The 23,778-nt window shown below is 31.7% G+C and carries 21 protein-coding genes and 1 tRNA gene; 13 read left to right on the top strand and 9 right to left on the bottom strand.

Annotated elements, in window-relative coordinates:
* The first annotated feature begins 14 nt into the window (after window positions 1-14).
* Window positions 15-623 (top strand): DUF4230 domain-containing protein, encoded by a 609-nt coding sequence (locus tag CHB67_RS06820; protein WP_089381001.1) that lies wholly within the window; start codon window positions 15-17, stop codon window positions 621-623.
* A gap of 7 nt (window positions 624-630) precedes the next feature.
* Window positions 631-987: an MmcQ/YjbR family DNA-binding protein gene (locus CHB67_RS06815; protein WP_089381000.1), complete on the top strand. Its 357-nt coding sequence runs from the start codon at window positions 631-633 to the stop codon at window positions 985-987.
* Here the strand turns inward: CHB67_RS06815 and CHB67_RS06810 are convergent.
* The gene (locus CHB67_RS06810) at window positions 984-1,826 is read right to left on the bottom strand and encodes an AraC family transcriptional regulator (RefSeq protein WP_089380999.1); all 843 of its coding nucleotides are present in this window, start codon (window positions 1,824-1,826) and stop codon (window positions 984-986) included. The genes CHB67_RS06815 and CHB67_RS06810 overlap by 4 nt on opposite strands.
* A 304-nt stretch (window positions 1,827-2,130) precedes the next feature.
* On the opposite strand from CHB67_RS06810, the gene CHB67_RS06805 reads away from it, so the two are divergent.
* The 3 genes from CHB67_RS06805 to CHB67_RS06795 all read left to right on the top strand — a co-directional run bounded on the left by CHB67_RS06805 (window position 2,131) and on the right by CHB67_RS06795 (window position 5,444).
* Window positions 2,131-3,711, top strand: a complete 1,581-nt coding sequence (locus tag CHB67_RS06805; protein ID WP_089380998.1) for an aldehyde dehydrogenase (NADP(+)) — start codon at window positions 2,131-2,133, stop codon at window positions 3,709-3,711.
* A 185-nt stretch (window positions 3,712-3,896) separates the two neighbouring features.
* Window positions 3,897-5,219, top strand: a complete 1,323-nt coding sequence (locus tag CHB67_RS06800; RefSeq protein WP_089380997.1) for a S28 family serine protease — start codon at window positions 3,897-3,899, stop codon at window positions 5,217-5,219.
* Window positions 5,220-5,237: 18 nt separating this feature from the next.
* A complete protein-coding gene (locus CHB67_RS06795) occupies window positions 5,238-5,444 on the top strand; it encodes a DUF6500 family protein (protein WP_317045695.1) in 207 nt (68 codons plus the stop codon).
* A gap of 2 nt (window positions 5,445-5,446) precedes the next feature.
* On the opposite strand, the gene CHB67_RS06790 is transcribed toward CHB67_RS06795, so the two are convergent.
* Window positions 5,447-6,550 (bottom strand): DUF4407 domain-containing protein, encoded by a 1,104-nt coding sequence (locus tag CHB67_RS06790; RefSeq protein ID WP_089380995.1) that lies wholly within the window; start codon window positions 6,548-6,550, stop codon window positions 5,447-5,449.
* A gap of 294 nt (window positions 6,551-6,844) precedes the next feature.
* On the opposite strand from CHB67_RS06790, the gene CHB67_RS06785 reads away from it, so the two are divergent.
* Window positions 6,845-7,423 carry a PhnA domain-containing protein gene (locus tag CHB67_RS06785; protein ID WP_089380994.1) on the top strand — a complete coding sequence of 193 codons (579 nt, stop codon included), beginning with the start codon at window positions 6,845-6,847 and terminating at the stop codon, window positions 7,421-7,423.
* 75 nt (window positions 7,424-7,498) lie between these two features.
* Here CHB67_RS06785 and CHB67_RS06780 read toward each other — a convergent pair whose 3' ends face one another.
* A complete protein-coding gene (locus CHB67_RS06780) occupies window positions 7,499-8,887 on the bottom strand; it encodes a dipeptidase (protein ID WP_089380993.1) in 1,389 nt (462 codons plus the stop codon).
* Window positions 8,888-9,011: 124 nt separating this feature from the next.
* Between CHB67_RS06780 and CHB67_RS06775 the strand changes: the two genes are divergently transcribed.
* Window positions 9,012-9,093: transfer RNA gene (locus tag CHB67_RS06775), tRNA-Leu, on the top strand.
* Window positions 9,094-9,138: 45 nt separating this feature from the next.
* Here CHB67_RS06775 and CHB67_RS06770 read toward each other — a convergent pair.
* On the bottom strand, window positions 9,139-11,301 hold the full coding sequence (locus CHB67_RS06770) for a S9 family peptidase (RefSeq protein WP_089380992.1): 2,163 nt from the start codon (window positions 11,299-11,301) through the stop codon (window positions 9,139-9,141).
* Between the two features lie 256 nt (window positions 11,302-11,557).
* Between CHB67_RS06770 and CHB67_RS06765 the strand changes: the two genes are divergently transcribed.
* From CHB67_RS06765 to CHB67_RS06755, 3 genes are all read left to right on the top strand, one after another.
* Window positions 11,558-11,974 (top strand): hypothetical protein, encoded by a 417-nt coding sequence (locus CHB67_RS06765; protein ID WP_141119689.1) that lies wholly within the window; start codon window positions 11,558-11,560, stop codon window positions 11,972-11,974.
* Between the two features lie 223 nt (window positions 11,975-12,197).
* Window positions 12,198-14,651: a trans-4-hydroxy-L-proline dehydratase gene (hypD, locus tag CHB67_RS06760; protein WP_217900257.1), complete on the top strand. Its 2,454-nt coding sequence runs from the start codon at window positions 12,198-12,200 to the stop codon at window positions 14,649-14,651.
* Window positions 14,652-15,560 carry a glycyl-radical enzyme activating protein gene (locus tag CHB67_RS06755; RefSeq protein ID WP_089380990.1) on the top strand — a complete coding sequence of 303 codons (909 nt, stop codon included), beginning with the start codon at window positions 14,652-14,654 and terminating at the stop codon, window positions 15,558-15,560.
* A 1-nt stretch (window position 15,561) separates the two neighbouring features.
* Here the strand turns inward: CHB67_RS06755 and CHB67_RS06750 are convergent, their stop codons facing one another.
* From CHB67_RS06750 to CHB67_RS06735, 4 genes are all read right to left on the bottom strand, one after another.
* A complete protein-coding gene (locus CHB67_RS06750) occupies window positions 15,562-16,359 on the bottom strand; it encodes a DNA/RNA non-specific endonuclease (protein ID WP_089380989.1) in 798 nt (265 codons plus the stop codon).
* Entirely contained in the window at window positions 16,349-16,798 is a 450-nt protein-coding gene (locus CHB67_RS06745) for an acyl-CoA thioesterase (protein ID WP_089380988.1), read from the bottom strand. Before CHB67_RS06745 ends, CHB67_RS06750 begins: the two co-directional genes overlap by 11 nt.
* A 71-nt stretch (window positions 16,799-16,869) precedes the next feature.
* Window positions 16,870-17,964: an ABC transporter permease gene (locus CHB67_RS06740; RefSeq protein ID WP_089380987.1), complete on the bottom strand. Its 1,095-nt coding sequence runs from the start codon at window positions 17,962-17,964 to the stop codon at window positions 16,870-16,872.
* A gap of 35 nt (window positions 17,965-17,999) precedes the next feature.
* Complete coding sequence (locus CHB67_RS06735; protein WP_317045694.1) at window positions 18,000-20,114, bottom strand: carboxy terminal-processing peptidase; 2,115 nt, start codon at window positions 20,112-20,114, stop codon at window positions 18,000-18,002.
* 330 nt (window positions 20,115-20,444) lie between these two features.
* Between CHB67_RS06735 and surE the strand changes: the two genes are divergently transcribed.
* From surE to lpxB, 3 genes are read left to right on the top strand one after another with little or no spacing between them, the layout of a single operon-like run.
* Entirely contained in the window at window positions 20,445-21,209 is a 765-nt protein-coding gene (gene surE / locus CHB67_RS06730) for a 5'/3'-nucleotidase SurE (protein WP_089380985.1), read from the top strand.
* Between the two features lie 7 nt (window positions 21,210-21,216).
* Window positions 21,217-21,522: a hypothetical protein gene (locus CHB67_RS06725; protein ID WP_089380984.1), complete on the top strand. Its 306-nt coding sequence runs from the start codon at window positions 21,217-21,219 to the stop codon at window positions 21,520-21,522.
* Between the two features lie 6 nt (window positions 21,523-21,528).
* Window positions 21,529-22,629: a lipid-A-disaccharide synthase gene (gene lpxB / locus CHB67_RS06720; protein WP_089380983.1), complete on the top strand. Its 1,101-nt coding sequence runs from the start codon at window positions 21,529-21,531 to the stop codon at window positions 22,627-22,629.
* A 166-nt stretch (window positions 22,630-22,795) separates the two neighbouring features.
* Here the strand turns inward: lpxB and CHB67_RS06715 are convergent, their stop codons facing one another.
* Window positions 22,796-23,683: a hypothetical protein gene (locus CHB67_RS06715; protein ID WP_089380982.1), complete on the bottom strand. Its 888-nt coding sequence runs from the start codon at window positions 23,681-23,683 to the stop codon at window positions 22,796-22,798.
* Window positions 23,684-23,778 lie beyond the last annotated feature (95 nt).

Raw genomic sequence — 23,778 nt, 5'->3', positions numbered from 1 at the left:
TATCTTTGATTACTATGGATATATTTTTAGGGTCTTTATTAGGTGCCGTTTTAGCATATTTAGGTATTACTTATTTTAAATGGAAGGTAAGTGAAAAGCAAACTGTAAAACAATCTGAAATATTAATTCAGAAAATTAAAAGTGTTTGTAATTTGATTTCTGTGGAAGGAGAATTTGCCGAAATTTATCAATATGAAGATAAAAAGAAGCATTTTCTTAAATTTTTTATCTCCAAAAAAAAGGCAATTTTATTAATTAAGGCCAAAGTGCATATTGGGTACGATTTATCTCAAATTAAATTAGAATCAAAAAATCAATCTAAAGAAATTTTATTGACTCAATTTCCTGAACCAAAAATATTATCGGTTGAAACAGATGTAAAATACTTTGATAAAAAAGACGGTTTTTTTAATAAGTTTAAGGCTGATGATTTAACAGAATTAAATAAAGAAGCTAAAGATTTTATTATTGATAAAATTCCAGAAAGTGGGTTGCTTATTTCGGCAAAAAAAGAAGCACTAGATTCAATTGAAATGATTGAAAAATTATTAGAAACTGCTGGTTGGAAATTTGTGTACACACATTTGGTTTTACCTGAAAATAAAAAGGATTTAAATAATTAACTAAATTATGAATATAGAAGAATTTAGAGACTATTGCTTGTCAAAAAAATATGTAACAGAGTGTTTTCCTTTTGATGAAACAACCTTGGTTTTTAAAGTTGCTGAAAAAATGTTTGCACTAACCGGATTAGAACATCAACCAACTAAAGTTAATTTAAAATGCGATCCTGAAAAAGCAATTCAATTAAGAGAAGCTCACGAAGATGTAATTGCAGGTTTCCATATGAGTAAAAAACATTGGAATACTGTTACTATTGAAGGCTATATTTCTAATGAATTAATTATTGAACTAATAGACCATTCGTACGATTTGGTTGTAAAAGGAATGACAAAGAAAAAACAAAAAGAGTTAGGCTTTCTTTAATGTTTTTTACGGTATTCTGAAGGCGTAATCCCTTTAATCGCTTTAAACTTTCGATTAAAATTAGCCAAATTATTAAACCCAGATTTGTAGGAAATTTCGGTAATACTTAAATCATTTTTTTTAGTCAACAACTTACAAGCGTTCCCAATTCTAATATCAATTAAAAAGTTTACAAAAGTTTTGTTGGTTCGTTGTTTAAAGTAACGGCAAAATGCATTTGGTGTCATATTCGCAATATTAGCAACATCATGTAAACTTACCTCTTTATGAAAATTATCCATAGAGTATTGAAAAATATCACTCATACGCTTTCCTTCATCACCTGCATATTTTTTCAAATTAATCAAAGATGATAGTTTTCGTTTTTTTGCTTTTGCTATTAAATTTAAAATTTCTAAAAATGAAGTAAACTGACGGTATTTGCTTTCGTACTGTATATCAGTTAATAGTTTTGTTAATTTAGCTTTTTTAGAATTCACTTTATACCCCAACTCTAAATTATTAAAAAAGTCGGTAAAATGTTCGAATTCAGGAAGTTCGAAAAAGTTTTCTCCGTAAGAATCCTTCGTAAAAAATATAGAAACCATAGAAGTATTATGCTCAAAGGCTTCATCTCTTTTAAATACATGCGGCAAGTTTTCACCTACAACAAAAATATCATGTTGTTTAAAATCACCAACACAATCACCAATAATATACGTTCCTTCACCGTGTAAAACAAGGCTAATTTGTATCTCCTTGTGTTGGTGTAATTTTTCATAAAACGACTCATCTTTATACTCTTTAATAAATAAAGTAATATTGTCAGGCTTCGGTATTTTAAATGGTAAAACTTTCATAACATAAAATGCTAAATCAAAACTAATCTATTTTTTTAAAAAAACTAATTTTATAAGGTAAAATAATATTAATAAATGATAACTTATTAGAAGTTTAACTGTGTATTTAAATAACTATTTGGGTGTTTCCGCAAGCGGTCGCGCTATTCGTTAAATCTTATTTGTAATGTGAAGCTTCACAAAGCTTCACATTACAAATAAGGATACCACTGCTATCGCTAACACAAAAGAATTATTAATATATTTGATATAACAAATAACACACTTTCAAGTAAGGCAGGTAACTTTATAACGCATTTCAACAATGATTACAGGTAAAAATTATATTGGAAACTTATTATCTTCAGTAGGTAATAAAACATTTAAAACTTTTAACCCGATAGCTAATAAAGAAAATGATACTTTATTCGTTGAAGCCTCCGAAGTAGAAATTCTACAAGCAACCGAATTAGCAGCTGAGGCATATAAATTATTTCAAAAAGTTTCAGGACATAAAAAAAGTGAATTTTTGAACGAAATAGCAAATCAAATTGAGAATTTGGGAGATACATTACTAAAAACCTATTGTTTAGAATCAGGTTTTCCAGAAAGTAGAGCCATTACTGAAAGAGGAAGAACAATTTTTCAACTGTATTCATTTGCAAATTTGGTAAAAGAAGGCTCTTGGGTTGAAGCTGTTATAGAAACGGCAAATCCAAACCGTACTCCAATTCCAAAAGTTGATCTTCGTAAAATGTTAGTGGCTTTAGGTCCTGTGGTTGTTTTTGGTGCAAGTAACTTTCCGTTGGCTTATTCAACTGCAGGAGGAGATACTGCGGCAGCTTTTGCGGCTGGTTGTCCGGTAATTGTAAAATCACATCCAATGCACGCTGGAACGGGTGAATTAGTAGCTTCAGCAATTATAAAAGCTGCAGAAATAACAGGAATGCCAAACGGCGTATTTTCAAATTTAAATAGTAGCGGTATTCAAGTAGGCATTTCGTTGGTTAAAAACCCAAAAGTAAAAGCGGTAGGTTTTACAGGTAGTATTCAAGGAGGTAGGGCTTTGTATAATCTGGCTACACAACGAGATGAGCCAATTCCTGTATTTGCAGAAATGGGAAGCATAAATCCTGTAATACTTTTACCAAAGGCGGCTAAACTAAAAGGGGCTGATTGGGCAAAAACTTATGCCAGTTCAATTACTTTAGGCTCAGGACAATTTTGTACCAATCCGGGTTTAATTTTAGGAATTAAAGGCAACGATTTATCTAATTTCATACAAGTTTTATCTGAAGAGATTGTGCAGCATGAACCAAATTGTATGTTGCATCCAACTATTATTGGCGCTTATGAAAGTAACAAAGCAACAATGCTTGTGCAGAAAGGATTGAAAATTAGCTCAGAATTCACCGGTGAAGTTGCACCCAATTATGGAAGGCAATTAATTACAACTGTTGAAGGAGCTACTTTTTTAGAAAACACCAAGTTACATCAAGAAGTTTTTGGACCGTTTTCAATGGTTGTTCAATGCAAAAATAAAGAAGAGCTAGCAATGATTATTTCAAATTTAGAAGGACAATTAACTGGAACAATTTTGGCTGAAAATGAAATTGAAGATTATACCTCAATTGTGAATGCACTTAAAAATAGAGTGGGAAGAATAATTTTTAACGGAGTTCCTACAGGTGTTGAAGTGTGTCCAGCAATGGTACACGGCGGTCCTTATCCTGCTTCAACCGATAGCAGATTTACAGCAGTTGGTACTGAATCTATCAAACGTTGGGTACGACCGTTTAGTTATCAAAATTGGCCCAATGAATTATTGCCAAACGAATTAAAAAATGAAAACTCGTTAGGGATTTCTCGCTTGGTAAATGGAGTAAGCACTAAAAGTAAATTGTAAAATGCAATTCATTGTTAGGAATACTGAAGTCTCAATCAGAAAAACTTAATATTTTCATAAATGTAATCACAAATATAACCAATGTATTATTTATCATTATTTTTGTTGATATCTCATAAGACGAAGTTAATAAAGTTGGTTGTTTCTTATCAGTTGTCTTAAATTAAAGTTTTTAAAAATAATATATGAAATTGTATAAGTCCATTCTGTTATTTGTAGCTATAAGTGTTAGTATTATAAGTTGTAGAACTATAAAATTAGATCCTGTAGAAATTTTAACCTTTCAACAGGAATTAGAAAAATTATTTCCAGACGCTGAAATTACAAAAATGGAAGCAAAAGACCATTTTAGCAAAGCCTATCAATTGGTGTTAAATCAACCGTTAGATCATAAAAATCTGGAAGCAGGTACTTTTAAACATTATGTTTATATTTCACATATTGATGAAGATGCTCCTGTGGTGTTAGTAACCGAAGGTTATAATGCGCGACCTAGAACGTATGAAATGAGTAAAATTTTAAAAGGAAATCAGGTGCAGGTTGAATATCGTTTTTATGGAAAATCACGACCAGATACCATTCCTTGGGAATATTTAACAAATGATCAGGCGGTTGAAGATTATCATAAATTAGTGACCAAATTAAGATATTTGTATACAGGGAAATGGGTTTCAACAGGGATAAGTAAAGGCGGTGAAACGGTTTTAATTTATAAAGCAAAATATCCTTGGGATGTAAGAGTTGCAGTTCCGTATGTAGCGCCATTAATAAACACTCAAGAAGATCCTAGAACTCAAGAATTAATTAACACTGTTGGTAGTGATGCTTGTAGAACCAAAATTATAGAATATCAACGACAAGTTTTAGAAAATAGAGATTCAGTTTTACAGGAAATCACAAGTTATGCAACCTTAAAAAATATGAGTTTTACGCAACTTTCTAGAGAAGAAGCGTTGGAATATGCGGTGTTAGAATTTCCGTTTTCATTTTGGCAATGGAGAGGCGAATGTGATAATATTCCAAACGGTAATGCAACTGCAAAAGAATTGTTTGATTATATTAATAGTGTTGTTGGGATCAACTTTTACAATGATAAAACGTATGAAGATTTATTGCCTTCTTACTACCAGCATATGATTGAATTGGGGTATTATGGTTTTGATACAGCACCTGTAAAAGATTTATTGAAAGTAGTTCATAACCCAACTAATAAACGATTTGCACCTAAAGATACAGATTTAACTTACAATCCAAATTATATAAAAGAAGTGCGCGATTTTGCTGAAAATAAAGGGAAGCAAATTTTATATATTTACGGTGAATATGATCCTTGGGGTGCTTGTGCTCCTAATCCAAAACCACATGTAGATGCTTTAAAAATGGTATTAAAAGCAGGTTCGCATAAAACACGAATTAAAGATTTTTCAAAAGAAGATCAGCAGTTAATTTATGATAAATTGCAAAAATGGATGGGCTACAGTACTACTATTTATCCTTTAGAAGATTAGTTTCAGATGAATGAGGAAATGAAACAAAAAATAATAACGGTTTGTAACGATAAAATTGCAAAGAAAGGAACCAATGTAGGATTATCATTCTACGCTTTTTTTGCAAATAAAAATGACAATCCAGAGTTGTTAATGGAAGTTGCAACTTGGTGGATACAAACCCACAAACTCAATCATTTTGAAAAAGCTTTGAAAATAAAAGAGCTAGTTTCTAGTATTCATTAATTTTAGCTTATTATATTTTTCTGACTTTTGTAAAAAGCATCGGCTTGTAATTGTAATATTTCACGTGCTTTTTGTTTTTTATAAGCATACAGTTCAGTCTCATCAGCAAGTTCATTGTAAATAGTTTCATTCAGTAAATTGTCGGTTTTTAAAACGAGGCTACGTTGTTTCTCTTTTTGTGTTAGCCATGTTTTAACGGCACTTTCAATATCTTGTAATTTAAAATCGTATTCACCTTTTGGAGCAATTAATTTTGCAATTATAGGGGAAGTTTCAATGGATAAAAACAATAAAAAGATAAAGAATGAAGGTAGCCAAGGAAGTTTATCTAAGGCATTGATACGCGCCATTAATCCGTCAAAACCTTCAATTATTGGTTGTGTAGTTGTTTCTTGTTGTTTTTGAAGTGCTGTTAAGTTTGAAATTTGAGTTTCTTTGTCTAAAATCGTTGTTTTATTGTCTGTTTTTAATTGTTGTAATTCAGCTAAAGCAGCATCGTGTTTTTCTCGTTTTTCTTTATAAACAGGTCCTTTGCCTAATAATTTTGTTCCTGCAGTACCTTCGGCTTCTGAAATATAAGTATCGTATAAGGAATTTGTTGCTAGTTCTTTCGTAACAATTTCTTGTTTAAGTACATTTATTTCAGTTTGAAGTTTTTCAATTTCGGGTGTAAATTGCTCGGCTATTTGAGTTTTATTCGCTAAAGTTAATTCGTTTTTTTGTGTCAATAAAACTTGATTGATTTCCTTTTCGAAAATTTTTAATTCTAACGGTTTTGAAATAACAATAGCTATAATTACTGCCAAAATAAGACGAGGTGTTGCTTGTAACACTTCACTCCACTTATTTTCACTTTTTTTTATGGTTGAAACAATAAAACGATCTAAATTAAAGATTAATAATCCCCACACCAATCCAAAAAAGATTGCGGAATAATAATTATCAAAAATGGTATATAAGGCATAGCTAGCAGCAATAAAAGCCATAACAGCGGTAAAAAATACGGTTCCGCCAATGCCAATAAATTTATGTTGTTCGGCTTTTGAGCAATTTTTTAATAGGTCGGTATCTGCACCAGCGCACATCCAAAAGAAATTTTTAATCATAACATAGTAGTTGGTTATACAAATAACGTAATGTGCGATAAATTATTATCTTATAGATATGTTAAAATATTAATATTGTGCTTTTAACTTATTTTAAAGCGCGTAAAAACAAACCTAACAGGTTTTGAAAACCTGTTAGGTTTAAAGGTTACAACTTTTTGCGTTAGGGATGGCAGTGAAAAGCCCACAGCGATAGCGAGGACTTGCAACGTACAGCCCGACCTGAAAGGGAACGCCCAAATAATTGTGATTGCTATTTAATAAGTGTATTTTTGTAATTCTAAAAATAAATGAATGAGTATTTTAAATAAATTACAAGAACGTAGTGGGTCTAAATGTGAATTGTGTACTTCTGATGAAAATTTAAGTATCTATAAATTGCCTCCAATGCCTGTTGGAACTGTAGATGATAGTATTTTGGCTTGTGGAACATGTATTGACCAAATTGAAAATCCTGACAATGTTGATGCAAATCATTGGCGTTGTTTAAACGATAGTATGTGGAGTGAAGTGCCAGCTGTTCAGGTTGTTGCTTGGCGTATGTTAACACGATTGCGTGCTGAAGGTTGGCCTCAAGATTTACTGGATATGTTGTATTTAGATGAGGAGAATTTAAAATGGGCAAAGGCAACAGGTGAAGGTGAAGAAGCAGAAGATACTGTGATTCATAGAGATGTGAACGGTGTGATTTTGCAAGCAGGAGATTCTGTAGTTTTGATTAAAGATTTGAAAGTAAAAGGGTCAAGTATGGTGGCAAAACAGGGAACGGCTGTGCGTAGAATTAGCTTAGATCGTGAAAATGAAAAATATATTGAAGGTAAAGTTGGGCCTACGCAAATTGTAATTATTACAGATTACGTGAAGAAACTATAAGTAACAAGTCTTAAGGTTTTGAAAGTTAGAAAGCTAAAAAGTAAAAAGCTCCAATTTTAAATTGGAGCTTTTTTATTATTTAGACATTTCTACAAAATACTTGTAAAATAATGGAATGGTTTCAATTCCTTTTAAATAATTGAAAATTCCAAAATGTTCGTTTGGAGAGTGAATGGCATCACTGTCTAATCCAAATCCCATTAAAATAGTTTTACTTTTTAGTTCTTTCTCAAACAACGCTACAATTGGAATACTACCTCCAGAACGTTGTGGTATTGCAGGAACTCCAAATGTTTCAGTATACGCTTTGTTGGCTGCTTTGTATCCAATATTGTCAATTGGTGTTACATAACCTTCACCTCCGTGGTGTGGCGTTACTTTTACTTTTACAGATTTTGGCGCAATACTTTCAAAATGCTTGGTAAATAATGCGGTTATTTTTTCTGATTCTTGGTGAGGAACCAATCGCATTGAAATTTTAGCATAAGCTTTACTTGCAATTACAGTTTTTGCACCTTCACCGGTATAACCTCCCCAAATTCCGTTAACATCTAATGTTGGACGAATAGAGTTACGCTCGTTAGTTGTATACCCTTTTTCACCATATTCTTCGTCTATATCTAAGGCATTTTTATAAGCCTCTAGAGAAAATGGAGCTTTTGCCATCTCAGCTCTTTCTTCAAGTGACAATTCTTCAACAGCATCGTAAAAACCAGGAATTGTGATATGATTGTTTTCATCGTGTAGAGAAGCAATCATTTTAGATAAAATATTTATTGGGTTGGCTACTGCACCTCCATACAAACCTGAATGTAAATCTCTGTTAGGACCGGTAACTTCAACTTCAACATAACTTAAACCACGTAAACCTGTAGTTATAGATGGTTGTGTGTTTGAAATCATTCCTGTATCTGAAATTAAAATTACATTGTTGCTTAATTTTTCTTGGTTGCGCTCTACAAACCAAGCCAAGCTAGAAGATCCAATTTCTTCTTCACCTTCAACCATAAATTTAACATTACAAGGTAATTCACCTTGTGATGTCATATATTCTAAGGCTTTTACGTGCATATACATTTGACCTTTATCGTCACAAGCTCCACGAGCAAAAATAGCACCGTCAGGATGTTTATCGGTAGTTTTTATAACAGGGTCAAAAGGTGGTGAATCCCAAAGTTCAATAGGATCGGCGGGTTGCACATCATAATGTCCGTATACCAACACTGTTGGTAAATTTGGATCTATCATTTTTTCTCCATAAACAATAGGGTATCCAGGAGTTTCACAAATTTCTACAACCTCGCAACCAGCTTTTGAAAGAGCATCTTTAACAGCATCGGCTGTGTTTAATACATCTTGGCTAAAAGCAGAGTCTGCGCTTACAGATGGTATTTTTAATAATTCAATAAGTTCATTGATAAATCGGTCTTTATGTTGACTAACGTATGATTTTATGTTTTCCATTAAATTGATTTTCTTTTATTCAAAAATACATAATTTTATTCGAATTTAAATTCCTTAAAAATTATTCAATAACTGCTTTGCAATTTTAAACTATTGTGTATATTTGCACCCACAATTAAATCACGCGGGCGTGGTGGAATTGGTAGACACGCCAGACTTAGGATCTGGTGCCGCAAGGTGTGAGAGTTCGAGTCTCTCCGCCCGCACTTAAAAAAAGCCTATAAACAATTGTTTATAGGCTTTTTGATTTTTTATTCTGAAATATGTTCCAAATCTAGTAAGAAAGCATAATTTAAGGCGGTACGTTTATGACGTTTAAATCGACCAGAAGCACCTCCGTGACCAGTATCCATATTACAATCCATAATTAAAAGATGATCGTCAGTTTTAAGCGCTCTTAATTTTGCAATCCATTTTGCAGGTTCCCAATATTGTACCTGACTGTCCCAATATCCGGTTGTAATTAGCATATTTGGATATGCTTTAGCTTCAACATTATCATAAGGAGAATATGATTTTATATACTCGTAATATTCTTTATTTTTTGGATTTCCCCACTCGTCAAATTCAAAAGTAGTTAGCGGAATAGTTTCGTCTAACATAGTTGAAATCACATCAACAAAAGGTACGGCAGCAATAACACCATTCCATAAATGAGGTTGCATATTTACAATAGCTCCCATTAATAAACCACCAGCACTTCCACCGTAAGCGTATAAATGATAATTACTTGTAAAACCTTCATCAATTAAAAACTCTCCAACATCAATAAAATCGGTAAAGGTGTTTTTCTTTTTCAATAGTTTTCCATTTTCGTACCAATTTCTACCCATTTCTTGTCCGCCACGTACGTGTGCTATTGCATATATAAAACCACGATCTAATAAACTTAATCTGCTCGAATTAAATGTTGGTTCAGTTGAATTTCCATAAGAACCATAAGCATATAATAAAACTGGCGTACTACTGCTTTTTTCAGTTCCATTTTTATACACTAATGAAACAGGTATTTTTGTGCCATCTTCAGCAGTGGCGTATAAGCGTTCTGATGTATAATTTTCTGGAGAGAAATCAGGATCAAGTATTTCTTGTTGTTTTAACAGCACTTGCTCCTTTGTACGCATATTAATTTCATAAGTACTACTAGGTGTTGTAAGTGAAGAGTAGCTGTAACGTAAAATATCGGTATCAAAATCTAAGTTTGAAGTAGGGGAAGCCATATATGCTGGGTCGTTAAATTCAATATAACTATCATCTCCATTCCATTCTTTAATTCTAATAGTGCTCAATCCATTTAACCGTTCGCTAATCACTAAAAAGTTTTTAAATACATCAAATCCTTGTAATAATACATCTGCTCTATGCGGAATTACATCTTTCCAATTTTCTTTTGAAGTAGCACTAATGGGTGTTTTTACCAAACGGAAATTTTTAGCATCTAAATTTGTTAAAATATAAAATGAATCTCCATAATGATCGGCTTGATATTCTAAATTTGCTGCTCTTGGTTGCATAACTTTCCAATTACCGTTAGGGGTATTTGCATCTAAATAATGAGTTTCTGTAGATAGTGTTTGTGAACTATAAATCATCAAATAGTCTTTAGATTTTGATTTATATACACCGCAACTAAACGTAACATCGGTTTCTTCAAATACTAATTCATCTTCAGATTGACTAGTGCCTAAAGTGTGTTTGTAAATTTTATTTTGTCGAAGTGTTTCAGGATCTTTTGTAGTATAAAAAATGGTTTTATTATCATTAGCCCAAGTAGCGCTACCACCAGTATTACTTAATTGGTCGTCTAAAACTTCACCAGTTTCTAAATTTTTAAAATAAATGGTATAGCTACGTCTTGAAACGGTGTCAATTCCATACGATATTAATGTATTGTTAGGACTTACAGATCTACCACCAATTCCATAATATGAAAATCCTTTAGCCATTTCTGGTCCGTCTAGCATAATTTCTTCCGTGGCATCTTCCTCAATTTTTTTTCTACAATACAAAGCATAATCGTCGCCTTCTTCGTAACGGGTATAATAAGAGTAACCGTTATCATTCACAGGAACAGATTGATCGTCTTTTTTTATGCGTCCAACAATCTCATTGTATAACTTTTCTTGAAGATCTTCAGTGTGTTTCATTACTTTAGTTAAATACTCATTTTCAGCATTTAAATAATCCAATACATCTTGGGTTTGCGCATCTGGAGTTTCGGCATTTTTTTGTGCATCGCTTAAACGCATCCAAAAATAATCATCAATTCGTGTATCGTCATGAATTACAAGTTCTTTAGGTAATTTTTTTGCGATTGGTGCTTCAGCAATAATTTTTTTTGATGTTGTTTCTTTATTATTACACGCAGAAAATAGTAACAATGTAAAAAGAAACATATAAATAATAGGTTTCATAAGTTGTTAATTTAAATGATTGATTAGTGAAAACGAGCTAATTTAACAAATAATATTATATAAAGTGAATATTGATAGTTGTTTTAAATGAATTGTTGTTGCTCAATTTCCTATAAATCTTCGTTTACTTTTCAAAACTGAAAGCATAAAATAGAAGTTTAATTTTGGGAGGTTTTTTGTTTTTGTATATCTTTATTTTTTAACAAATTTCTAAATGGTGATTTCGAGAAAAATCTTTTTTATGTTGTTTTTAACTATGAGTTATCATACGGTTTTTTCACAAGAAAAAAATCTTACAGATGTTACTATTTATGAAGCGTTTCAGTTGTTTTTTAATAATGAAATTAAATACCAAGGTGTAAAAGGCGATTGGATTTTTGGCTTGAATGAAATAACAGCCTATCACAAATTTGATTATGATAATGACGGGGTGAATAATATGTTGATTGAATTTAATGCTGCTCCAGTTGATGAAGGGAATTACACTAATTATTATGCAGTACTGTTTAAAAATGAAAACAACCAATCGTATCATTTTATTGATTTTGTTGAAGCGACTGATTTACAGTTTTTAGAGGCTGAAAATCAGTTGATTGTTTTTGAAAACACCAAAAATTCTAAGAAGGTTATTTACACGTTAATCGATTCAAAATTTGTTGAATATACAAAATAAGGAGATAAAATTTTTTGTTTAAATTGAATTCATTTTCTTATATTTGAGATGGTTTAATCTTTATATTTAATGTCAAGAAATAAGAACATCACAAGCCTTACAAAAACATACAGACAGCTGTTTGAATGTTTAATGTTCTTTGCCTCAGTTTCATAATTCCACATTACTACATTTTAAATTATTTGATCAGAATTTTTCTGATGATTAACGTATTTATTTAATTATGAAAACAGTACATACAGCAATAAATCCAGAAAGACCAGCTTCTGCTGAAGGAAATTTTTATCAACCAATAACAAGCGCTATTGGTCCAGGAATGAATGAACGCATTCAAAAGCTTCGAAAATTAAGTTTTGAAACCCAGCCATCATTGTCCATTGAAAGAGCATTAATTCAAACCAAATTTTACAAGAAAAACTTCGGAAAATATGCCATTCCAGTGTTAAGAGGTTTAAATTTTTTAGAAATATGTAAACAAAAAACTATTTATTTAGGTGAAGGTGAGTTAATTGTTGGCGAACGTGGACCAAAGCCAAAATCTGTTCCAACTTTTCCAGAATTGACCTGTCATAGTGTTGAAGATTTTCACGTATTAAACACACGCGAAATGCAACGTTATACCATTTCACAAGAAGATATTGACACCTATGAACAAGAAGTAATTCCGTATTGGGCAGGTAAAACAATGCGCGAACGTATTTTTAATCATGTACCTAAGGAATGGAGCAGAGCCTATGAAGCAGGTTTATTTACCGAGTTTATGGAGCAACGCGCACCAGGGCATACAGCCTTAGATGGAGCTATTTATAAAACAGGAATGCTGAATTATAAAGAAAAAATTCAGAAGGAATTGGATAAACTCGATTTCCTAAACGATCCTGAAGCTACAGATAAAAAAGAGCAGTTAGAAGGAATGAAAATTTCTTGTGATGCCGTAATTGTATTTGCTCAACGTCATGCTGAGTTGGCTGAAGAGCAGGCAAAAAAAGAGTTAAATCCACAAAGAAAAGCTGAACTGTTAAAAATAGCTGAGGTTTGCTGTTGGGTTCCTGCAAATGCACCAAGAAATTTTCACGAAGCCATTCAAATGTATTGGTTTGTGCACTTAGGAACTATTACCGAATTAAATGGTTGGGACGCTATGAATCCTGGTCATTTTGATCAACATTTAACGCCTTTTTACGAGAAAGAAATTGCAGAAGGTACGTTAACAAGAGAAGAAGCAAAGGAATTATTAAGCTGTTTTTGGATTAAAGTAAACAATCATCCAGCGCCTCCAAAAGTGGGAATTACCGCAAAAGAAAGTGGTACTTACAACGATTTTACCAATATAAATATTGGAGGAGTAGAACGTGATGGTTCAGATGGTGTAAGTGAAGTTTCATACATCATGTTAGAAATTGTTGAAGAATTACATGTGTTACAACCAGGGAATTCGGTACATATAAGTTCAAGAACTCCCAATCGGTTTTTAACAGCAGCTTGTAAAGTTATCCGCCAAGGACACGGATATCCATCTATTTTCAATCCTGATATTTATATTCCTGAAATGTTACGACAAGGAAAATCGTTAGAAGATGCCCGTGAAGGCGGTTGTAGTGGTTGTATTGAAGTGGGGGCTTTTGGTAAAGAAGCTTATATTTTAACGGGTTATTTGAATGTTCCAAAAATTATTGAAATCACGTTAAATAACGGAATTAACCCGTTAACAGGAAAAAGAGCAAGTATTGAAACTGGAGATCCTAGAAATTTTAAAACGTATGAAGAGTTGTACAATGCTTTTAAAAAGCAATTGAATTATATTGTAAATCAAAAGATTTTAGTGAGTAATTATATTGATAGCATGTTCGCAAAATACAGCCCGGCTACATTTTTATCGGTGGTTATTGAAGATTGTATTTCAAAAGGAAAAGATTATTACAACGGTGGGCCACGTTACAATACAAATTACATTCAATGTACCGGTTTAGGTACGGTTACCGACAGTTTATCAACCTTAAAAAAACATGTGTTTGAAGAGCAAAACTTTTCTATGGAAACCATTTTAAATGCCGTTTCAAAGAATTTTGAAGGCGAAGAAATTTTGCGTCAAACTATTTTAAATAAAACACCTTTTTATGGAAATGATGATTATTATGCCGATGCTATAGCCTTACAAGTGTATAACGATTTGTTTGAAGCAATTGATGGAAAACCAAATACAAAAGGCGAAACATTTCATTTAAATATGTTGTCTACCACCTGCCACGTATATTTTGGTAAAGTGTTGGAAGCAACTCCAAATGGTCGATTGGCACATAAATCTATTTCAGACGGAACTTCACCTTCGCACGGTGCCGATACCAATGGACCGTCGGCTGTTATTAAATCATTAACAAAGTTAGATCAAACCAAATCGGGTGGTACTTTATTAAACCAACGGTTTTTGCCAAGCTTGTTAAAGCGAGATGAAGATATTCTAAAATTAGGAAGTTTGGTGCGCAGTTATTTTGCATTGGGCGGACATCATATTCAGTTCAATATTGTAGATACCGCAACATTATACGCAGCACAAGAAAATCCAGAAGATTACAAAGATTTGTTAGTGAGAATAGCAGGTTATAGCGATTATTTTAACGATATGAATGCCGATTTGCAACAAGAAGTAATTGATAGAACTGAAAATGATTCGTTTTAAATGGCTACAGGTTTAATTTTTGATATAAAAAAATACGCCATAAATGATGGTCCGGGAATACGTTTAACCGTTTTTTTTAAAGGCTGTAATTTATCGTGTAAATGGTGTCACAATCCTGAAAGTATGTCGCCAAAAGTGCAAAAAATGTACAATGCGTCTAAATGTATAGGCGCATTGAGTTGCATTTCGAATTGTCCAAATGATGCATTGATAATGACTTCAGAAGGAATAGTAACAGATTTCAATACATGTAATTTGTGCGGAAAATGCGCTGAGGTTTGTCCAACAAAAGCATTTGAAATGCTTGGCTCCTCTATTTTAATTTCAGATTTAATGAAAGAGATTGACAATGAAGCAGTTTTTTTTGATCAGTCGGGTGGCGGCGTTACATTTTCTGGAGGAGAACCTTTAATGCATGCTAATTATTTATTAGAAGCATTAAAAGCTTGTGGGGAAAGAATGTATCATAGAGTGGTTGATACTACCGCTTTTTCATCACAAGAAACACTATTAGAAGTAGCCAAACATACTGAGTTATTTTTGATAGATTTAAAAGTAATGAATTCTGAAAAACATAAAGAGTTTACAGGAGTTAGTAACGAAAAAATCTTATCCAATATTACCGAACTAGCGAAAACAAATTGTGAAATTATTTTTAGAATTCCTTTAATTGAAGGTGTAAATACTTCAGAAGAAAATATTTTAAAAACCGCTGATTTTATGAATTCTTTGGAAGGGAATAGAACCGTTGTTAATTTACTCCCTTATCATAATATTGCTGAAAATAAGCATCTAAAATTAGGACACTCAACTCATTTTGAGGTTTTTGAAACACCTTCGGAAGCTAAGATTAAAGAAATTATTAAACTGTTTAAAAACAAAGGTATAACAGCTACAGTTGGTGGTTAGTTTACCTAAAATTCCATTTGGTGTAACTCATAGAACTTTCTAATTTAGTTTCTAAAGAATCTTCCAATTCAGGGAAAAAATCGATGCCCGTTTTTTGTTCTATTTCATCAATAGAAACCACAAATTGGTGCAATCCTTTTTCTGATTTTTTATGTGGCATCAAAAAAGCAACGGCTTTAATTTCAGGTTCTTGGTAATCTAAAACTATTTTATAAAAGTACTTTGGAACTGCAACTTTTTCGTTTCCAATACGTTTTAAATTTTGAGTTAATATTCCGCCAGTAACCACATATAATTTTCTATGCTTTTTTGCCCAATAGCGTACTTTTTGCTCTAGTCGGTTCCAAACGCCACTATTAAATTCATAGGTTTGAGGCGTAACATTGCTCATTAAAAAAGTTTCATCAAAGGCTTCTTTAGAAAATTTTCGATCACCTGCAGGGCACAAATGACCTTTATTGTAACCCGAGTTTTTGTAATTTCTGTACGAAGCACTTTTGGTGCTTATTTTAGGGTCTTCAACAAAATAAGGGCGTTTAAAATTAGCACTTTTTATATGTGAATTTTCTAATTCATAAGCAACCCATTCAGCTTGTTCAAAAGCTTCATTGTAAGATACTGAATAAAAATTGTGATGCGCTATTTCACCCGTTGTTGAAGTTGGTAAAAAGTTGGTTACTGAGGTGTTTTTAGTGTTGTTACTAACTGAAATTTCTTCAGTATCATAATTGTCGTACACATAAAAACCTACAGCAAATAAAATTGAGATTAAAGTGTAAATAAACTTCCTATTTCTCACTTTTTAAAGGTATTTCTATGAAGTTTTCAGTTTTAGGTAGTTCTTCAAATATTTTTAAAAATTCTGGTGGAGGTGCCGTTAATTTTCGTTTTACTAAATCTATCCAGGCACCATATACTTTAATTTCAGCAGAAAGAATACCGTCTTTATTAAAAATTTGGTGACTAAATCTCCAACGTTCAATGCCTTTTGAAACACCTTCTAACTCCATATAAACGGTGATATTTTCTCCAATATGAATTTCCTTTAAAAAAGTAGTTTCTTCTTTAAATAAAATAGGGCCAATATTTAGTTTGGCAAATTCATTGATTGATAAACCGTGTTCTTGAAAAAAACGCACGCGTACTTCTGCAGCATAATCGTTGTATGCAGTGTGACGCATATGCCTGTTTGGGTCAAAATCTGACCATTTTGTATTAAAGGTAACTTGAAATTTCATATTAAATTTTTAAGCTGCTAATTTAACTAATTGTTTTATTTTGAATAAGAAGTTAACAGTTAAAATAACTCCTAATTTTTAACATCTAATGCATCACGAAGTGCATTTCCAATTAGCATAAAAGCCATTACTAAACTCATAATTGCTAACCCAGGAATAATTGCTAAATAGGCTTTTCCTAAAATAATATAACTGTAGTGATCTTTAATCATTGCACCCCAAGATGGAGTAGGTGGTTGTGCACCAATTCCTAAAAAACTTAAACCACTTTCAATTAAAATAGCTCCTGCAAAATTGGCTGCTGAAATTACAATTACAGGTGCCATAATGTTGGGCAATATATGTTTAAAAATAATTCGGAAATTTGAATAACCTAAGGCTTTAGTAGCTTCAACATATTGCATCTCTTTGGTGCTCATAATTTGTCCGCGCACCACTCTTGCAACTTCAACCCACATAGTTAAACCTACAGCAATAAATACTTGCCAAAAACCTTTACCTAAAGCTAATGTAATTGCAATTACCAATAATAACGTTGGAATTGACCATGTAATATTGATAAGCCACATGATAAATGTATCAACTTTACCGCCAAAATAACCAGCAATTGCACCTATTGAAATACCTATAACTAATGAAATAAATACGGCTATAAATCCTATAAAGAATGAAATTCGTGTGCCTATGAGCATTCGGCTTAATAGATCTCTTCCGTATTTATCAGTTCCTAAATAAAAGGTTTTTAATGTAATGTATTCTGAAATATCTTTATCTTCAAAAAGAGCTATAGGGAATGATTTTGTTAAACTTGGAATGTTGTTTTCAGAATAAGTTTCAATGGTTAATTCATCTTTAGAAAGGAAATAATTAGCGATTGGAATTACTGTTTTCTGATTTTTTATGCCGTTTAAAAGTTTATTATATGTGGTTTGTGTTGTCTTTTCTTTGGAAGGAATCGTAAGTGTAAGTACTTGAAATCCTGGTTTTTTTGAATGGATTTCTAAATGCATTTGGTTTGCATTACTGCTATTGTCTGGCGCTAGTGCGTAAGCAAAAATAGCGACTAAGCCACAAATAACTATGAACCAAAAACTAAGCACTCCAGTAGTGTTTTTTTTAAACTTCTGGAGTGCTAATGCGCTTAATGAGTTATGTGTAGTTTTCAATAGTTCAACTTAAAAAAGTAAAGTTACAACTTTAACTAATATTTTTTCACTAAAAGGTAATTAGGTTTTAATTTTAATTCGCTTACAACGTTTAAAGCTTCTTCTAGATAAATATCTTTATTCAAATTTTTATGCCAAACTTCTCTTTTTTCGGCTAAATTTTCGTCGGAAGCAGCTAGCGTTTGTTCGTATAAAGGCGAAGTAAACGTGTAGGTACTCGTATAGTCACTAATTGATTTGTATTTTTTAGAAGCTGTTTCATGACTTTCAATGTCTTCTTTATAAGCATTCAGGTTTAGATAAATCAAGGTTTCATCTTGAGATTTTTTGATCCATTTTGCATTTTCATCAATTAATTTAAAGGTTGAATTTGAAGCAATACGTTTTTTACTGTTATTCACAACTTCATTAAAATTATCGTAATTATTCCAAAGCGTATACGTTGCCGCAGGAACCTTGTCGTATTTTAAAGCGTTTTCTAAATCGCGTTCTCCAATTTCTAAATAAGTATATCTGCTTGGCAGCATAATGTCAGAATGTACACCTTCTAACTGATTAGAGTCTCCATTAATTCTATAAAATTTTTGGATTGTCATTTTTAAAGCTCCAATATCTTCATTTAAATTATGGTACCTGTTTAGGTCTAATACACTTTGAACAGTTCCTTTACCGTAAGTTTGTTTTCCTCCAATAATTACAGCTCTACCATAATCTTGCATAGCTGCAGCAAAAATTTCAGAAGCTGAAGCAGACAGTTCATTTACCAACACAACTAACGGTCCGTCCCATTGAATTTGATTGTTTTTATCTTTACGAACTTCGGCTTCAGTATTGCGGTATTTTACTTGAACAACAGGTCCGTTTTTAATAAATAAGCCAGAAATATCAATGGCAGTTTGTAATGATCCACCGCCGTTATTTCTTAAATCTAGCACTAAACCTTCAACATTTTCTTCTTTCAAGCGTTCAATTTCTTGTGCCATATCTGTAGCAGAATTTCTACTGTTTTTTTCGCTAAAATCAATATAGAAACTAGGCAAATGGATTACTCCAAATTTTCGGTTGTCTTTTTCAATAACGCTCGATTTTACAAAAGTTTCTTCAAGTTCAACAACATCTCTAATAATGGTTATTATTTTTGTTGAGCCGTCAATTTTTTTAACTGTTAAATTAACTTCAGAACCTTTTTCACCTTTAATAAATTCAATGGCTTTGTCTAAACGCATTCCAACAATATCAAGAGGTTCGCCATCAGCCTGTGCAACTTTAATAATAAGATCTCCTACTTCTAAATCTCCTTGTTTCCAAGCCGGTCCACCATATACCAATTCAATTACTTTAGTATAATCATTTTGTTGTTGAAGTCTAGCACCAATACCTTCAAGTTTTCCAGACATTCTTTGGTCGAATCCTTTTTTTACTTTAGGATCAAAATAGTTTGTGTGTGGGTCAAATTGTTCAGAAATGCAATTGATATAAGTTGAAAACCAATCTTCATGAGTAAGTTCATCAAAACGCTCAAAAAACTCTTTCATATTTTCTGAAATTTTAGTTCTTGCTTCTTTCTCTAATGCATCAATAGGTTTAATTGTATAAGAAGCATCTTCTTTTTTAGTATCTTCTTCTTCCTTAACTTTTGCGTAAAGCCTTGATAAGGTACTTGTTTTTAATTGTTGATGCCATTTGTTTTTTAACTCGTCTTTGTTTAATGCATACGAAGTATTTTCATAGTCAATATCTAATGTTTCATCTTTAGAAAAATCAAACGCATGTTCAAGAATTTCAGGGTAAAATTGTTCAGCTTCAGCAGTTCTTTCTTTAAAACGGTTATAAGCTAAATAGAAGAATGATAAATCTTCACTTTTAATTTGATCATCAATCAATGTTTCATAGGCTGAAAACTCATCAATATCTGATTGTAAAAAATAACGTTTTGAAGGATCTAAGTTTTTTAAAAAGTTAGCATATACTTTTTTAGAAAATTCATCATTAATTTCTTGAGGATGATAATGTCCTTCTGTTAAAACATATCTTAATATTGTTAATAATACTTTATCTTTTGGATCTGAATTTGCTACAGAATTAAAGCTTGTAAATAAGCTAAAAACAAAAATTACGGGTAACAAAAATTTAAATTTTCTAATCATCATCTTTCGGTGCTAGTTTTTATGTTATAAATGTTTTACTACTAAAACAGTGCCATTTATTTTGAACATGTCTAAATTAACGTTTTTTTATAAATTGATTTAAAATCTTATTTACAATTTAGGTTATTTTTACTTTTGGTATCAAAAACTTGTATAAGTAGGCAACTGTACTAAATATCTAGTAAATTTAAGAGCGCTTTTAACAATCATTTTATGGTACTATATATTCACAATATTACTGAAATATTTGTGCAATATAGTTTACAAAATGTTAAAGTTTAACCTTATGAAACCAAATAAAATATAGTAGTTTTGTTTTCTAAATTAATATGTATGCGTAAAAGACCTTTAATTTTAGTTACAAATGATGATGGTATAACTGCCCCAGGAATTAGAACATTAATTTCTGTAATGAATGAAATTGGAGATGTTGTAGTTGTTGCGCCTGACAGTCCACAAAGTGGAATGGGACATGCAGTGACCATTGATGACACGCTGTATTGTAAGAAAATAACCATAGATAAAGGGCCTCAGGAAGAGTATCAGTCGTCTGGAACTCCAGCAGATTGTGTGAAATTAGCCGTCAGTGAAATTTTAGGTAGAAGACCTGATTTATGTGTTTCAGGAATTAACCACGGATCAAATTCATCCATCAATGTTATTTATTCAGGAACTATGAGCGCAGCTGTTGAAGCAGGTGTTGAAGGAATTCCGGCGATAGGTTTTTCATTGTTAGATTATTCTTGGAATGCTGATTTTGAACCTTTAAAAGAATATATTGAAAAAATTACCCGTAATGTATTAGAAAACGGATTGCCTGATGGTGTAGTTTTAAATGTTAATTTCCCAAAAAGCACAACTTTTGAAGGAATTAAAGTTTGCAGGCAAGCACGTGCCAATTGGGTTGAAGAGTTTGATAAAAGAACAAATCCGCAAGGAAAAGTGTACTATTGGTTAACAGGAGAATTTACAAATATGGATAAAGGTGAAGATACTGATGAGTGGGCGTTGGCTCATAATTATATATCTTTGGTCCCAGTTCAATTCGATTTAACAGCGCACTACTTTATTCAAAAATTAAATAATTGGAACTTATAAAAGTTGAATGAATACAACTAAATTAAATATAAAAAAGGAAATTATAATTGGCTTTGTAGTAGCCTTAATAGCAACGGCATTTGGTTGCTTTTTGTTTATTGAATTTTTTTCTAAATATAGTTTTTCTAGAAGTTTAGAATTGATAAAAGAAGGAAATTTAGAAGGAAAAATATTGGTGTTAGGAGCCATTGCTAACTTTTTTGTTTTTTTTGTTTTTTTAAAAAAGAAACAACTATACAGAGCTAGAGGTGTTTTAATGGAAACCTTTTTTATTGCTTTTTTGGTATTGTTATTAACGTTTTTTTCAGGGTAAATTTATATGAAATACTATATTATTGCAGGAGAAGCTTCAGGAGATTTACACGGATCCAATTTAATGAAGGCTATATTTGAAAAAGACAAAGAAGCTGATATTCGATTTTGGGGAGGAGATTTAATGGAAGCAGTTGGAGGAACTTTAGTAAAGCATTTTAAAGAAAGGGCTTTTATGGGTTTTGCGGAAGTTATCACCAATCTTTCAACTATTTTAGGTTTTATAAAGTTTTGTAAAGAAGATATTTTAAGTTTTAATCCTGATAAAATTATTTTTATAGACAATTCAGGGTTTAATCTGCGTATTGCAAAATGGGCTAAAACTAATAATTTTAGAACTGTTTATTATATTTCTCCTCAGGTTTGGGCAAGTAGATCTGGTAGGGTAAAAGATATTAAACGTGATATTGATGAAATGTATGTAATTCTTCCCTTTGTTGAAGATTTTTACAAAAAATACGATTACAAGGTTACTTTTGTCGGGCACCCTTTGTTAGATGCTATTTCAAACCGAACAAAAATTAATGCTGCCGATTTCAGAAAAAAACATCAATTATCAAACAAGCCAATTATAGCATTATTACCAGGAAGTAGAAAGCAGGAAATTAAAAAGATACTTTCAGTAATGCTAAGAATGACCGATAAATTTAAAGAATACCAGTTTGTAATAGCAGGTGCTCCTAGTCAAGATTTTGAATTTTACCAGCAATTTATCAATAAAGAAAATGTTACGTTCGTTACCAATAAAACCTACGATTTACTGTCCGTTTCTTATGCTGCATTGGTAACTTCAGGTACCGCAACATTAGAAGCCGCTTTGTTTAAAGTGCCAGAAATTGTGTGTTATAAAACAAGTTATATTTCGTACCATATTGGTAAACGATTGATTAATTTGAAATTTATTTCATTGGTGAATTTAATTATGAACAAAGAAGTTGTAAAAGAATTAATTCAGGACGATTTTAATGAAGTGAAGCTTGAAGAAGAACTTCACAAAATTTTAGAAGGCAAACAACGTGAAAAGTTATTACAGGAGTATGCTGAATTGGAACAAAAATTAGGAGGCGTAGGTGCTTCTGAAAAGGTGGCAGCACTTATTGTAAAATAAAAAAAGGCTATCTAAAAAGTACACTTTTCGTCAACCTAAACTTGATTCAGGTTCTCATAATGATTAATTATTGGTATAATGAGATTCTGAAATAAATTCAGAATGACGGGTTTCTATTTATTTTTAGATAACCTCTTTAAAAAGAACAGTTGTTTTTAAATTAAGTTTATTTACACACTTCTTCAAGTGTATCTTCAATATCTCCAGGGGTACTCATAATTTTCATAAAAGTTCCCATAGTTAATTCTGGCCAGTGTAAAGCAATTCTATATTTTCCGTGTAACATAGTAACTTGAGTTCCTTGTAAAATAATTTCATAAGGCATTGCAGCTACGTGATCTTCTCCAATAATTGGTAAAAAAGCAGCTTCGCCATCTTCTTTATTTAACAAGCCAATTCCAAAAACTGCTACTTTTTTATCAGGATATACAATTCTATAAACTTCAACAGTTTCACCTTTTTTAGCTTTTAAATTCGCATCAATAATTTTTAAACCTTCTTCAAAAGAAGTATATTCATTTAATTCTTCAGGGTCTGAAAAATAAGGCATCATCATTTTGTAATGATATTTTTTTAATCCTTCAGCATCTTCACTACCGCCAAAAGGTGTAAATTCATTCCCAATACTTGCAAAAGTAGTTTTTACATCTTTGTTGAATTTTTCAAAAACGGCTTTAAAAGAATTGTAATTATCTCTTAAATAAGCTCTTAAAATGTAATCAGGATTGGTGTACGAAATGGTTATTTTTCCATCTTTTTCAACCAAACCAACTTTAAATGCTGCAGCTAAAGCACCGCGGTCTGAAACTTTTACAACAGTATTTTTTAACGCTTCATTTGTAAACACAATCACTTTTAATTTTGCGTTATTTCCCGGACTGTAATTTCCTAAAACACTAAATGCATTGCTTTTAAGTGTGCTTATAATTTCATCAGTTATAGCTTGCATGCTTTTAGTAGTTTCCCCAACTTTTATATAAGGCGAAAGGTCTTGCGCTACGGTATTTAAGTGAATAATAAGTATTGTTATAATGCTGAATATCAGTTTTTTCATAATGGTTGGTTTAAGGTTTTACCAAATTTAGCTCTTAAAAATAACCGCTTTAGTGATATTAATCATTCTGTAACTATTGTTACCAATTATAGCGT

Source organism: Lutibacter agarilyticus (assembly GCF_900188235.1).
Classification (GTDB): Bacteria; Bacteroidota; Bacteroidia; order Flavobacteriales; family Flavobacteriaceae; genus Lutibacter; species Lutibacter agarilyticus.
This window is presented reverse-complemented; position numbering and strand designations above follow the sequence as displayed.

Excerpts from the sequence above, each read along its gene's own strand:
- lpxB (WP_089380983.1), top strand. The coding sequence starts at position 21,529 with ATGAAATACTATATTATTGCAGGAGAAGCTTCAGGAGATTTACACGGA.
- CHB67_RS06805 (WP_089380998.1), top strand. The coding sequence starts at position 2,131 with ATGATTACAGGTAAAAATTATATTGGAAACTTATTATCTTCAGTAGGT.
- CHB67_RS06735 (WP_317045694.1), bottom strand. The coding sequence starts at position 20,114 with ATGATGATTAGAAAATTTAAATTTTTGTTACCCGTAATTTTTGTTTTT.
- CHB67_RS06715 (WP_089380982.1), bottom strand. The coding sequence starts at position 23,683 with ATGAAAAAACTGATATTCAGCATTATAACAATACTTATTATTCACTTA.
- CHB67_RS06755 (WP_089380990.1), top strand. The coding sequence starts at position 14,652 with ATGGCTACAGGTTTAATTTTTGATATAAAAAAATACGCCATAAATGAT.
- CHB67_RS06745 (WP_089380988.1), bottom strand. The coding sequence starts at position 16,798 with ATGAAATTTCAAGTTACCTTTAATACAAAATGGTCAGATTTTGACCCA.
- hypD (WP_217900257.1), top strand. The coding sequence starts at position 12,198 with ATGAAAACAGTACATACAGCAATAAATCCAGAAAGACCAGCTTCTGCT.
- CHB67_RS06765 (WP_141119689.1), top strand. The coding sequence starts at position 11,558 with ATGAGTTATCATACGGTTTTTTCACAAGAAAAAAATCTTACAGATGTT.
- CHB67_RS06800 (WP_089380997.1), top strand. The coding sequence starts at position 3,897 with ATGAAATTGTATAAGTCCATTCTGTTATTTGTAGCTATAAGTGTTAGT.
- CHB67_RS06780 (WP_089380993.1), bottom strand. The coding sequence starts at position 8,887 with ATGGAAAACATAAAATCATACGTTAGTCAACATAAAGACCGATTTATC.
- CHB67_RS06795 (WP_317045695.1), top strand. The coding sequence starts at position 5,238 with ATGAAACAAAAAATAATAACGGTTTGTAACGATAAAATTGCAAAGAAA.
- CHB67_RS06725 (WP_089380984.1), top strand. The coding sequence starts at position 21,217 with ATGAATACAACTAAATTAAATATAAAAAAGGAAATTATAATTGGCTTT.
- CHB67_RS06820 (WP_089381001.1), top strand. The coding sequence starts at position 15 with ATGGATATATTTTTAGGGTCTTTATTAGGTGCCGTTTTAGCATATTTA.
- CHB67_RS06785 (WP_089380994.1), top strand. The coding sequence starts at position 6,845 with ATGAGTATTTTAAATAAATTACAAGAACGTAGTGGGTCTAAATGTGAA.
- CHB67_RS06810 (WP_089380999.1), bottom strand. The coding sequence starts at position 1,826 with ATGAAAGTTTTACCATTTAAAATACCGAAGCCTGACAATATTACTTTA.
- CHB67_RS06815 (WP_089381000.1), top strand. The coding sequence starts at position 631 with ATGAATATAGAAGAATTTAGAGACTATTGCTTGTCAAAAAAATATGTA.
- surE (WP_089380985.1), top strand. The coding sequence starts at position 20,445 with ATGCGTAAAAGACCTTTAATTTTAGTTACAAATGATGATGGTATAACT.
- CHB67_RS06790 (WP_089380995.1), bottom strand. The coding sequence starts at position 6,550 with ATGATTAAAAATTTCTTTTGGATGTGCGCTGGTGCAGATACCGACCTA.
- CHB67_RS06770 (WP_089380992.1), bottom strand. The coding sequence starts at position 11,301 with ATGAAACCTATTATTTATATGTTTCTTTTTACATTGTTACTATTTTCT.